General features: G+C 54.2%; 10 protein-coding genes. 2 read left to right on the plus strand and 8 right to left on the minus strand.

The features are described 5' to 3' along the window. Window positions 1-26 precede the first annotated feature (26 nt). The 6 genes from atpB to asnC form a co-directional block, all read right to left on the minus strand. The gene (gene atpB / locus LDK53_RS13655) at window positions 27-842 is read right to left on the minus strand and encodes a F0F1 ATP synthase subunit A (RefSeq protein ID WP_008500193.1); all 816 of its coding nucleotides are present in this window, start codon (window positions 840-842) and stop codon (window positions 27-29) included. Window positions 843-850: 8 nt separating this feature from the next. After that, entirely contained in the window at window positions 851-1,231 is a 381-nt protein-coding gene (atpI, locus tag LDK53_RS13660) for a F0F1 ATP synthase subunit I (protein ID WP_008500194.1), read from the minus strand. Window positions 1,232-1,847: 616 nt separating this feature from the next. Beyond that, window positions 1,848-2,471, minus strand: a complete 624-nt coding sequence (gene rsmG, locus LDK53_RS13665; RefSeq protein ID WP_025756957.1) for a 16S rRNA (guanine(527)-N(7))-methyltransferase RsmG — start codon at window positions 2,469-2,471, stop codon at window positions 1,848-1,850. A gap of 105 nt (window positions 2,472-2,576) precedes the next feature. Next, window positions 2,577-4,466 (minus strand): tRNA uridine-5-carboxymethylaminomethyl(34) synthesis enzyme MnmG, encoded by a 1,890-nt coding sequence (gene mnmG / locus LDK53_RS13670; RefSeq protein ID WP_225287390.1) that lies wholly within the window; start codon window positions 4,464-4,466, stop codon window positions 2,577-2,579. A gap of 374 nt (window positions 4,467-4,840) precedes the next feature. Beyond that, entirely contained in the window at window positions 4,841-5,290 is a 450-nt protein-coding gene (mioC, locus tag LDK53_RS13675; RefSeq protein WP_225287391.1) for an FMN-binding protein MioC, read from the minus strand. A 90-nt stretch (window positions 5,291-5,380) separates the two neighbouring features. Continuing rightward, window positions 5,381-5,839, minus strand: coding sequence for a transcriptional regulator AsnC (asnC, locus tag LDK53_RS13680; protein WP_008500198.1), 459 nt, complete (start codon window positions 5,837-5,839; stop codon window positions 5,381-5,383). A 151-nt stretch (window positions 5,840-5,990) separates the two neighbouring features. Between asnC and asnA the strand changes: the two genes are divergently transcribed. Beyond that, on the plus strand, window positions 5,991-6,983 hold the full coding sequence (gene asnA / locus LDK53_RS13685; RefSeq protein WP_095441477.1) for an aspartate--ammonia ligase: 993 nt from the start codon (window positions 5,991-5,993) through the stop codon (window positions 6,981-6,983). Here the strand turns inward: asnA and viaA are convergent, their stop codons facing one another. Both viaA and ravA read right to left on the minus strand, forming a co-directional pair. Beyond that, a complete protein-coding gene (viaA, locus tag LDK53_RS13690) occupies window positions 6,984-8,435 on the minus strand; it encodes an ATPase RavA stimulator ViaA (RefSeq protein ID WP_025756954.1) in 1,452 nt (483 codons plus the stop codon). Further along, window positions 8,429-9,925 (minus strand): ATPase RavA, encoded by a 1,497-nt coding sequence (ravA, locus tag LDK53_RS13695; protein WP_025756953.1) that lies wholly within the window; start codon window positions 9,923-9,925, stop codon window positions 8,429-8,431. Before ravA ends, viaA begins: the two co-directional genes overlap by 7 nt. A 222-nt stretch (window positions 9,926-10,147) precedes the next feature. Between ravA and kup the strand changes: the two genes are divergently transcribed. Then, entirely contained in the window at window positions 10,148-12,016 is a 1,869-nt protein-coding gene (gene kup / locus LDK53_RS13700) for a low affinity potassium transporter Kup (protein WP_008500202.1), read from the plus strand. Window positions 12,017-12,152 lie beyond the last annotated feature (136 nt).

Below are 12,152 nucleotides of genomic sequence, written 5' to 3' on the forward strand. Positions count from 1 at the left end.
TAAAACGTAGTAGTGTTGGTAAAAAATCAGTGCTCTTCAGACGCCATCGACAGATAGACGATCGTCAGAACCATGAAGATAAAGGCTTGCAGCGTAATGATCAGGATGTGGAAAATGGCCCACGGCACATTCAGAACCCACTGTGACCACCACGGCAGAAGACCCGCGATCAGAATGAAAATCAGCTCACCCGCATACATGTTGCCGAACAGTCGCAGACCCAGTGAAACAGGTTTGGACAGCAGGCTAACGCCTTCCAGGATCAGGTTGACCGGAATAAACGCCCAGTGGTTGAACGGCTGCAAGGTAAGCTCTTTCACAAAGCCGCTTACGCCTTTCATTTTGATGCTGTAGAAAAGAATCAGGATAAACACGCCCAGCGCCATCGACAGGGTGATGTTCACGTCAGCAGACGGAACCACGCGCAGCGCAGGCAGGCCGAAGATGTGCTCGCCGATAAACGGCAGCAGATCGATAGGCAGCAGGTCCATCAGGTTCATCAGGAAGACCCAAACGAACACAGTCAGGGCCAGCGGAGCAATCAGCTTGCTCTTACCATGGTACATGTCTTTGACGCTGCCATGGACGAAGCCGATGATCATTTCGATGAATGTCTGGAATTTCCCTGGTACACCGCTGGTCGCTCTTTTAGCAACACCGCGGAACATGGCCAGGAACAGAAGACCCAAAACCACCGAAAAGAACATGGAGTCGATGTTGATCGTCCAGAAGGTGGCCGGGGGGTTATGTGGATCCACCAGCGAGAATGTACGCAGGTCCAGCTGAAGGTTATTCAGATGGTGACCTATGTAATCCTGCGGCGTCATATTTTCTGAAGCCATGATGCCTTTTACCCTTTGTTATTGATTACAGCTGGAGCCAGAACTTGTACCACCAGCACCAAAACCCACGTTGCTATCAGCGGCATGAAGACCACTTTCAAAACCGCCAGCGCCATCACCAGTAGAGCAAAGGTCAGCAACACCTTACACACTTCGCCGAGGGCGAAGGACCAGGCCACGCGGCCTTTGGCGGGTGTATGCGCCTGATGACGCCAGGCAAAAATCATAAACAACACATTTGGCAGCACAACCGCCAAACCCCCGCACACGGCGGAGATGCCCCAGAAGGGGTCTTTGAGGCTAAACAGCAGTCCACTTGCTATCACAGCCAGAAACTGAATGAACAGAAGCTTACGAGCAACGTTTCTACTCAAGAGCGACACAGACATCACGTTTTTACTCCTGCTCCCTTCGAGGTATGCCGCGTGTCGTATAAAACGTCCTTTAAGGCTCAGAGTCAAGCATCAAAAAGCGGTCAAATTATACGGTGCGCACCCGTGATTTCAAACATTAAGTAGCGAAAAGGTGAATAAATGTTTAAATATTTTTCCCCACCGCTATTTTTTAACTTTCGCGCAAAGCACCAACCTTCGACCAAAACTGCAAACAGCGCGAAAACGTTGGCGATAAAGCGTGCACGGGATCACAAAACACACATTTGCGATAAGGTTGTATTTATCAAAGGCGCAAATCGTGAAAATTTATCTTTATGAAATTAAACGCAAAACACCTTAACTATTTTCAAAACAGCCCGGTACACAATAAAAACCTTTTATTGACATTCTTAATAAATAATTAACATTGCGTTCTGGTTACTGCCTTCCACTTTTAGCAGACTTATATTTTCACAGATGACTATCTTCACGGAAAATAACCGCCGCCACGTTAACCGTAAGAAAACCCTTAGTGAAAAAGAGGTTAATGGCTCACCGATAAATCCCCATGACTTGTGCTGTTTTTTAACATGGTCAGAACAGCACAAATTCCACATTTTTTATTAATTTTTTAAAAATTGTTTGGCTTAATTATCACCAGATGACGCTCCCCTTCGAGCTGCGGAATGTGTAATTTCTCAATAGACTCGACCGCAAAACCGTCCGGAAGCTGTTCAATTTCCTCGCCAGGTAACTGCCCTTTCAGCGCATAAAAACGACCATGCTCTGCCGGTAAGTGCTTACACCAGCTCACCATGTCATTAAGAGAAGCAAAGGCACGGCTGATAACCCCGTCAAACGGCGGCTCCGCAGGGAACTCCTCTACCCTGCTCTGCACGGGGGTGATGTTCTCAAGCTTCAGCTCATGCTGTACCTGACGTAAAAAGCGCACGCGCTTGCCAAGGCTGTCCAGTAGCGTGAAATGGCTATCAGGACGAACAATCGACAGCGGAATCCCCGGCAGACCCGGGCCCGTGCCCACATCGATAAAACGCTCACCGTTCAGATACGGCGCCACCACGATGCTGTCGAGAATATGGCGAACCAGCATCTCGTTAGGGTCCCGAACAGACGTCAGATTGTACGCTTTGTTCCATTTGTTCAGCATATCGACATAGGCCACCAGCTGAGTTTTCTGGTGATCGGTGAGCGAAATACCTGCCTGATCCAGCAGACGAGAGAGTTTATTGAGCACGGTGAATACCTGTTGAGATGCTAACTGGCGGGTGGCGCTTCGCTAACCCGCCCTACGGGTTCAGTAGGCCCGGTAAGCGCAGCGCCACCGGGCGATGTTCAAACGTTACGCGCTGCGGCGCAGCATGCCCTGCTTTTTCAGCCACACCAGCAGGATCGAAATCGCGGCGGGGGTGACACCGGAGATACGGGATGCCTGGCCGATCGACACCGGCTTATGATCGTTCAGCTTGGCGATCACTTCGTTGGAAAGGCCTGTCACCTGACGGTAGTCCAGCATTTCCGGCAGAAGCGTATTTTCGTTACGCTGCTGTTTTTCAATCTCATCCTGCTGACGCGCGATGTAACCTTCGTATTTCACCTGAATTTCAACCTGCTCTGCCGCTTCAGCGTCTTCCAGGCCTGGCGCGAACGCGGTGAGTTTCACCAGATTTTCATAGGTCACTTCCGGGCGACGCAGCAGATCTTCGCCGCTGGCTTCGCGAGAGAGCGGCGCAGTTAAGTGAGCGTTCACTTCAGCTGCTGTTTCCGCCTGCGGATTAACCCATGTCGTTTTCAGGCGCTGACGTTCCTGCTCGATACGCTCCAGTTTCTCGTTGAAGCGTGCCCAGCGTTCGTCATCCACCAGACCCAGCTCACGGCCGATTTCGGTCAGACGCAGGTCGGCGTTATCTTCACGCAGCATCAGGCGATATTCCGCGCGAGAAGTAAACATACGGTACGGCTCTTTGGTACCCAGGGTGCAGAGGTCGTCAACCAGCACGCCCAGATAGGCCTGAGAACGGCCTGGCGCCCAGCCCTCTTTCTCGGCTGAGAAACGTGCAGCGTTCAGACCGGCAAGTAGGCCCTGTGCCGCCGCTTCTTCGTAACCGGTGGTACCGTTAATCTGGCCCGCGAAGAACAGACCGTGGATGAATTTGCTCTCCAGGGTTGGCTTCAGGTCACGTGGATCGAAGAAATCGTACTCAATAGCGTAGCCAGGGCGAACGATTTTTGCGTTCTCCATCCCCTGCATTGAACGAACAATTTGCATCTGAACATCGAATGGCAGGCTGGTGGAGATACCGTTCGGGTAAATTTCGTTCGAGGTGAGCCCTTCAGGCTCAAGGAAGATCTGATGCTGGTTACGATCGGCGAAGCGCATCACTTTGTCTTCGATCGACGGGCAGTAGCGCGGGCCGATCCCTTCGATCACGCCGGCATACATTGGGCTGCGATCGAGGTTATTGCGGATCACATCGTGGGTTTTCTCGTTGGTATGCGTGATGTAGCACGGGACCTGTTGCGGATGCTGCGCCGCATTGCCCATAAACGAGAAGACCGGCATTGGGTTATCACCGTGCTGTTGCGCCAGCACGCTAAAATCAATGGTGCGCGCATCAATACGCGGAGGCGTACCGGTTTTCAGGCGACTGACGCGCAGCGGCAGTTCACGCAGACGGCGAGACAGCGCGATAGAGGGCGGATCGCCGGCACGGCCACCGCTGTAGTTATCCAGACCGATATGTATTTTACCATCAAGGAATGTCCCCACGGTCAACACCACGGCCTTCGCGCGGAATTTGAGGCCCATCTGGGTCACCGCGCCAACGACGCGATCGTTCTCGACGATAAGATCTTCAACCGCCTGCTGGAAGATCATCAGATTCGGCTGGTTCTCCAGGGCAGTTCGTACCGCCTGACGGTAGAGCACGCGGTCTGCCTGCGCACGGGTCGCGCGCACAGCGGGACCTTTGCTCGCGTTTAGTATCCTAAACTGGATGCCTGCATGATCGATCGCTTTCGCCATCAGGCCGCCAAGTGCATCCACTTCTTTTACCAGGTGTCCTTTCCCAATGCCGCCAATCGCCGGATTACAGGACATTTGTCCCAGCGTGTCGATATTGTGTGTCAAAAGCAGGGTCTGCTGACCCATACGCGCTGCGGCCATTGCGGCCTCAGTGCCTGCGTGACCCCCGCCAATGATGATGACGTCAAAAGGATCCTGATAAAACATGGTGGTCTGCCTCGCGTAAAGCGGTATGAAAATGGATTGAAGCCCGGGCCGTGGATTCTACTCAACTTTAGTCTTTCGAGAAAGCATTGGGATCCTGGGCTATTAAAAAGAAGATCTTTTTATTTAGAGATCTGTTCTATTGTGATCTCTTATTAGGATCGCGAACCTGTGTGGATAAGTCCGATCTCATAAAGAAGATCATGCAGTTAGAAAGGATCGTTTGCTGTGAATGATCGGTGATCCTGGCCAGTATAAGCTGGGATCAGATCGCGACTTTATACACAGGTCAAAATCCGCGCTACGGTTGTTCTTTGGATAACTACGGGTTAATACGAGCTTTTAACCAGAGTTATCCACATCCGTTCGCGCTATCTTTAATCGTTTTTGAGTAAATTTTTCCATTCCGCGAGCCAGATCTCAGCCGGATCTTCCGGAATGTCATGATCGAGGATGTTGATCTTGAGGGTGTCACCCAACTGTTTTGCCCCACATGCGGTAACAGCGGCTTCAACTTTCTCGATAGCCCCGCAGAAAGTGTCATATTCACGGCTGCCGATCCCCACTGCGCCAAAACGGACGTTTGACAGGTCAGGCTGTTGTTCCAGCAGTTCGTCATATAAAGGTTGCAGGTTATCCGGCAGATCGCCCGCGCCGTGCGTGGAGGTAATCAGCAGCCAGACCCCGTCAGTCGGGAGATCTTCAAGCAACGGGCCGTGCAGGGTTTGTGTGGAAAAGCCCGCATCTTCCAGCTTTTCAGCCAGATGTTCCGCTACGTATTCCGCACCGCCAAGGGTGCTGCCGCTGATAAGGGTAATGTCCGCCATTGATCGCTCGCTCAGATAAAGAGACGGCCATTGTACGCTGTGAACGAGCTGGGATCTACCTGTGGAAAATGTGGGAATGAATTTGCCCGATCACGGGCGGATGGTACGCATGATCGGGTTTTGCAGGGAGATCAGTGTCTCGGTGGACTGAATTTCATCGATTGTTTGGATCTTGTTGATAAGTACCTGCTGGAGGGCGTCGATGGATCGGCACATGACTTTAATAAAGATGCTGTAGTGCCCGGTGGTGTAGTAGGCCTCGGTGACTTCATCCAGCGCGTTCAGCTTCGCCAGTGCAGAAGGATAGTCTTTGGCGCTTTTAAGAATAATGCCAATGAAGCAGCACACGTCATAACCCAGCTGCTTAGGGCTGACGTCAATACGCGCGCCGGTAATGATCCCCGCCTGTTTCATCTTTTCTACGCGAACATGAATGGTGCCGGGGCTGACGCCAAACTGTTTCGCCAGTTCAGCGTAGGCGGTACGGGCATTGGCCATTAGCGCCTCCAGAATGCCGCGGTCGAGATTGTCGATCTGATAATTTTCCATAGCTTTTTCTTATGAAGATTAATGATTCCCTCTATTCTAGCGTCTTATTTTGACGAATCAAAAGTGAAGTGGGCTTTTTGTTGATGGGTTATTGAATAAGGTGGCATTTCTGTTGCTTAATCAATACCAACAGGACGCAGGAGTATAAATAATGAAAACCGCTTATATCGCAAAACAACGCCAGATCAGTTTCGTTAAATCCCATTTTTCCCGCCAGCTGGAAGAGAAGCTTGGGCTGATAGAAGTCCAGGCTCCAATCCTTAGCCGCGTGGGTGACGGGACCCAGGATAACCTCTCTGGATGCGAAAAAGCGGTACAGGTAAAAGTGAAAACACTGCCAGATGCCCAGTTCGAAGTGGTTCATTCCCTTGCGAAATGGAAGCGTCAAACCTTGGGACAACACGACTTCAGCGCGGGCGAAGGGCTCTACACGCACATGAAAGCCCTTCGTCCCGATGAAGACCGCCTGACTCCCATTCATTCCGTATACGTTGACCAGTGGGACTGGGAACGCGTCATGGGGGATGGCGAGCGTCACGTGGGGACGCTGAAATCTACCGTTGAAGCGATCTATGCCGGGATCAAAGCCACCGAAGCGGCCGTAAGCAAAGAGTTTGGTCTGGCACCGTTTCTGCCGGAGTCGATCCACTTTGTTCACAGCCAGGAACTGCTGAGTCGTTTCCCGGATCTGGATGCCAAAGGCCGTGAACGGGCGATCGCCAAAGAGCTGGGCGCGGTGTTCCTTATCGGTATCGGCGGCAAACTGTCTGATGGTAAACGCCACGACGTGCGTGCGCCGGATTATGATGACTGGAGCACCCCGGGCGAGCGCGACTATGCCGGTCTGAACGGCGATATTCTGGTCTGGAACCCGGTGCTGGAAGACGCGTTCGAGCTCTCTTCTATGGGGATCCGCGTGGATGCTGACGCGCTCAAGCGCCAGCTGGCGGTGACCGGTGATGAAGATCGTCTCACATTAGAGTGGCATCAGGCGCTGCTGCGTGGCGAAATGCCGCAGACCATCGGCGGCGGTATTGGCCAGTCCCGCCTGACTATGCTGCTGCTTCAGTTGCCGCATATCGGTCAGGTTCAGTGCGGGGTCTGGCCGCAGCAGGTACGCGAAAGCGTCGGCTCTCTTCTGTAATTAACGCTGCCAGCGTCTGAGCAGGCGGCTACGTAACCCGGTATCAAAGCGCCAGATATGATCGAAGATGCGCATGATGCCGGGTTTTCCATGGGCGGACATAGCCACCGCGTGGAAACGATGCTGATGTACCCGCTGCAACTCCTTCACTTTACTGACCACATCATCCGGCAGCCGCTGGGCAATAAAATCAGAAATCACCACCGCGTCAGCGTCGTACCAGTCGCCACCCTGCATGCGTTCCACAATGCTGCGAAAACAGCTGGCCAGATCGGTACCGCCGCGAAAACGCTGGCTTAAAAAGCGGATCGCCTGTTCGAGCCCCTGCTGGTTCGTCAGTTCATAACCCACCACTTCGCTGGAGAAAAGCATGATGAAGCAGCGACGGCGATCGGCCAGCGCCACGCGCATCAGTGCCAGACAGAACGCCTTCGCACACTGCTCGTTAAACCCGCCCATCGATCCGGATGTATCCACGCAAACAATGAATGGCCCGCGCGGCTGTTCATCAAAATCCTGATGAACGACCGGCCGCTGGCTGACTTTCTCACGCCAGGCTTCGCCGTGCAGGCGATAGGTAAGGAGCTGCTTTTCCACCAGCCGACGGTAAAATTCATACTCCAGCTCGGTCATCCCGAGTGTGCTCAGCTCCGTCGGCAGCAGACGCAAAATGTCATCGCTCTGCTGGAGCCCGTCGACCTGCTCGGGCACGGTAGCCGGTTCGCGCACCAGGGTGCGGAAAGTTTCCATTGGGGCATCTTTCTTTGGGACCGATTTTGCCTCCCTGGAGCGGCCCAGCTGTTCTGCAAGCTTCATCAGCTCGGGCTGCTGCGCCAGAAAATCCCCGTACCTGACGATCAGCTGATAGTCCCCGCGCCGCAGCTGACCGGCGCTCATATCCCAGAGTCGTCCGGCGGCGTTCTCATTTTCCACCAGCACCTGCTCCAGCTGGCCGCTTAAGGTCATGCGTTCCTGCACTTCGCTGAGCAGTTGCTCACGCTCTTCATCCAGCAACTGCTGGTTGAGGGTTGTGGCCTGCACCACCAGGCTGAGGCGCCAGCGCTGTAAAAAGAGCGTGTGCAGAGCAGGGGTAAAGGTGGCGTTATCCGTGACCAGCGCCCGGGCCTGGCTGGCGAACGGCGAGTGAACGTTATCGAGCAGCGTCAGGGTTTGCGGGAGCTGAACGATAAACTGCGACGTGGAGAGCCGCTGGCACTGCTGGTAACAGGCTACCTCTTCCGTTAACTCAGGAGGCACTTCGGTCTCTTTAAACCGCTGACGCAGGTTTTCCCGCCAGCGTGGGAGATCGTCCGTCATCGCTTTTTTAAGCTTCGGAAATTTTTCAAAGAAGGCTGCCAGCTGCGGCGAAGCCAGAAGGGTAATCACCACCTCTTCGATCAACCCTTCCTCGCTGACGGCCAGCATGACGTTAAGCGTATCCAGAGTTAGCATTGACGCGCCTGTTTGATCTGCGCGCTGACATCCTGCAGGCTGGCTTCGATGCGACCTAACCAGTCGCTATGAATAAAGAGGCATTTTTGCTGCTCGCTGAAGCGGGTGTGCTGCTGGTGCCATTCTGTATCCAGCGCTTCCAGCTGTTGCTTAATCTCTTCGGGAACGCTGTCTGAGGCGGTGCCAGGAAGCGCAAGACGCGATCCCTGCAGGCTGACGTCGCGGATCACCAGGTGCTGGCTACTGTCCACTTCCATATTAAGCGGCTGCGCGAAACCGATGCCGTTGAGTTTTCCCCGGATCTCTCCGCCCTTATCCAGCCACTGGGCCAGCGCCTCACGCTCAAGCGTAATGTGCACGACCTGCATGTCATGCAGCTTGAGCGGCTGCTGAAGCAACAGCGTCAGCGTCGGGCTGGTCAGTTCAGCGGGTAACTCATAGTGCGGTTTACGGGCGAACATTCCCCCCAGACGATTCACCTTCAGCGCGGTTTTATCGCTTTGCTGCTGCTGGAGCTGAATGCGCCGCTGGGCAATGGCCCCCAGCTGATTGAGCATCGCCTGCTGCCCCCAGGCGTGTCCGGTCATCAAAACCTCAAGCTGCTGCTGCATCAGGTTCATGCCTTCTGCATCGTGCCAGAGACAATCTTTCAGCAGGATCAGGTCGATGGGCGCAACGGCATCACGCCCGCTGAACAGGGCGCTGGCCTGCAGCAGGCGGATTGCTTTTTTCCAGCGACGATCGGAGACATAGGGCGCCGAGGGAAGGAGATCGAGCTGCTGACGCAGGAGGTAGATCAGCTCAAAGACCGCGTCCGGCAGTTTGATTTTGCCAATGTCCTGCTGCCACTGGTGATACTCCTCATCCGTCACCTGCAGTGAAGGGGCAACCGGGTTTTCATTCTCATCCTGCTGGCTGACCAGCATGGAACGGAAATTGGATTTATCCTGCACTTTGTCCAGCCACAGACGGATCAGCATACGGTCATACAGCGCTTCCAGGCTGCTGTCGGCTTCAGGCAGTTCGTTTGAGGCGGCCACCAGCAGGCGCATCGGGATTTTCTCTTCGCTGGCGCCGTTGCGGAACCGACGTTCGTTTATCGCTGTGAGCAGGGTGTTCAGAATCGCCGGTCCCGCTTTCCAGATCTCATCGAGGAAAACAATCTCCGCCTCCGGAAGATACCCCTCGGTCAAACGCTGATAACGCCCCTCATCTTTCAGCGCCTGGATGGAAAGCGGGCCGAAAACTTCTTCAGGGGTAGAGAATCGGGTCATCAGGTATTCGAAGGCGCGGGCATTCTGAAAAGCAAACTTTAACCTGCGGGCTATCAGGCTCTTGGCAATGCCTGGGGGGCCGAGCAGAAACACGCTTTCCCCGCTCAACGCCGCCAGCAAACAGAGGCGGATGGCGTGGCTACGCTCGAAAAGGCCTTTCTCCAGCGCGCTGCTGAGGCGGGAAATTCTTTCTGCTAATAAATGTGAGTGAGCCATAATAGTTTTGCATCCTTTCGCCGTCGTGGCGGCCAATTGAAGCGAGTATAGACGTTTCAGTCAGGGCTGGTAATAGACTGAAGTGCGGCGCAATTTTCTTTGCGCTACATTAATGCGGTTGCATTTAGGGGTTCGATTTTGCAACGAATCGTGCATACTGTGCGCTTTTTGTGGACCAAGGGACCAGGAACACATTTGTTATTCAAACGAAAAGACTAGTCTATGAGCACTGATAATAAGCAATCATTACCCGCAATAACGCTTGCGGCGATCGGGGTTGTCTACGGTGATATCGGCACCAGCCCGCTTTATACGCTTCGTGAATGTTTGTCCGGCCAGTTTGGCTTTGGTGTTGAACGCGATGCCGTATTTGGCTTCCTGTCCCTCATCTTCTGGCTGCTGATTCTGGTGGTTTCTGTTAAATATCTCTCCTTCGTGATGCGGGCGGATAACGCAGGTGAAGGTGGGATCCTGACGTTGATGTCGCTGGCCGGGCGTAACACCTCGGCCAGAATGACCTCTGTGCTGGTCATTATCGGTCTGATTGGCGGCAGCTTCTTCTACGGGGAAGTGGTGATAACGCCGGCTATTTCGGTGCTCTCGGCAATAGAGGGGCTGGAGATTATCGCGCCGCAGCTCGATACGTGGGTGGTTCCGCTGGCAATCATCGTTCTGACGCTGCTGTTTGTGATCCAGAAGCACGGTACCGGGCTGGTAGGGAAACTGTTCGCACCGATTATGCTGGCCTGGTTCCTGATCCTGGCAGCGCTTGGTTTACGCAGCATTATTGCTAACCCGGAAGTGCTGCATGCGCTGAACCCCTACTGGGCGGTGCATTTCTTCCTCGAGTACAAAGTGGTCTCCTTCGTTGCGCTGGGGGCGGTCGTGCTCTCCATCACCGGCGTTGAAGCGCTGTATGCCGACATGGGGCACTTTGGGAAACTGCCTATCCGTGTGGCATGGTTTATCGTGGTGCTGCCGTCGCTGGTGCTGAACTATTTCGGTCAGGGGGCGCTGTTGCTCAAAAACCCGGAAGCGATTAAGAACCCGTTCTTCCTGCTGGCGCCAGACTGGGCGCTGGTACCGATGCTGATCCTGGCGACGCTGGCGACAGTCATTGCCTCTCAGGCGGTGATTTCCGGGGTGTTCTCGCTGACGCGCCAGGCTGTGCGTCTGGGGTACCTCTCACCGATGCGCATTATCCATACCTCAGAGATGGAGTCGGGTCAGATCTACATCCCGTTCGTTAACTGGCTGCTCTATTTCGCGGTAGTGATTGTGATCGTCAGCTTCGAGCACTCCAGCAACCTGGCGGCGGCGTACGGTATCGCCGTAACGGGAACCATGGTGCTGACGTCCCTGCTCTCCACCACGGTGGCGTACCGAAACTGGCACTGGAATAAATTCCTTGTGGCAATGATTCTGGTGGGCTTCCTCTGTATCGACGTGCCGCTGTTCTCGGCAAACCTCGACAAGATTGTTTCTGGTGGCTGGCTGCCGCTGACGCTGGGTCTGGTGATGTTCATCGTTATGACCACATGGAAGAGCGAGCGTTTCCGTCTGCTGCGCCGTATGCATGAGCACGGAAATTCTCTTGAGGCGATGATTGCTTCACTGGAAAAATCACCGCCGGTTCGCGTGCCGGGTACCGCGGTATACATGTCTCGAGCCCTGAACGTGATCCCGTTTGCGTTGATGCATAACCTCAAGCACAACAAGGTCCTGCATGAACGCGTCATTCTGCTGACGCTGCGCACCGAAGATGCGCCGTATGTACACAACGTTCGCCGGGTGCAGATCGAGCAGTTGTCACCGACCTTCTGGCGCGTGGTGGCGAGCTACGGCTGGCGTGAAACGCCAAACGTGGAAGAGGTATTCCACCGCTGTGGTCTGGAAGGGCTGAGTTGCCGGATGATGGAGACGTCATTCTTTATGTCGCACGAGTCGCTGATCATCGGCAAACGCCCGTGGTATCTGCGCCTGCGCGGCAAGCTGTACCTTATCCTGCAGCGTAACGCCCTGCGTGCGCCTGACCAATTCGAGATCCCGCCTAACCGCGTGATTGAGCTGGGAACGCAGGTCGAGATTTAAGTCTTCGTGCGGCCTGATGTCCTCACCCCGACCCTCTCCCACGGGAGAGGGCGCAAACATAAAAAACGGTAACCTGACGGTTACCGTTTTGCATTTACCACCCCTCCATTTCACTTAGCGAAACGTTTCGACGTTG

It is taken from the genome of Enterobacter sp. K16B (assembly GCF_020216105.1).
Taxonomy (GTDB): domain Bacteria; phylum Pseudomonadota; class Gammaproteobacteria; order Enterobacterales; family Enterobacteriaceae; genus Enterobacter; species Enterobacter sichuanensis.

Excerpts from the sequence above, each read along its gene's own strand:
- mioC (WP_225287391.1), bottom strand. The coding sequence starts at position 5,290 with ATGGCGGACATTACCCTTATCAGCGGCAGCACCCTTGGCGGTGCGGAA.
- mnmG (WP_225287390.1), bottom strand. The coding sequence starts at position 4,466 with ATGTTTTATCAGGATCCTTTTGACGTCATCATCATTGGCGGGGGTCAC.
- atpI (WP_008500194.1), bottom strand. The coding sequence starts at position 1,231 with ATGTCTGTGTCGCTCTTGAGTAGAAACGTTGCTCGTAAGCTTCTGTTC.
- ravA (WP_025756953.1), bottom strand. The coding sequence starts at position 9,925 with ATGGCTCACTCACATTTATTAGCAGAAAGAATTTCCCGCCTCAGCAGC.
- asnC (WP_008500198.1), bottom strand. The coding sequence starts at position 5,839 with ATGGAAAATTATCAGATCGACAATCTCGACCGCGGCATTCTGGAGGCG.
- asnA (WP_095441477.1), top strand. The coding sequence starts at position 5,991 with ATGAAAACCGCTTATATCGCAAAACAACGCCAGATCAGTTTCGTTAAA.
- kup (WP_008500202.1), top strand. The coding sequence starts at position 10,148 with ATGAGCACTGATAATAAGCAATCATTACCCGCAATAACGCTTGCGGCG.
- viaA (WP_025756954.1), bottom strand. The coding sequence starts at position 8,435 with ATGCTAACTCTGGATACGCTTAACGTCATGCTGGCCGTCAGCGAGGAA.
- atpB (WP_008500193.1), bottom strand. The coding sequence starts at position 842 with ATGGCTTCAGAAAATATGACGCCGCAGGATTACATAGGTCACCATCTG.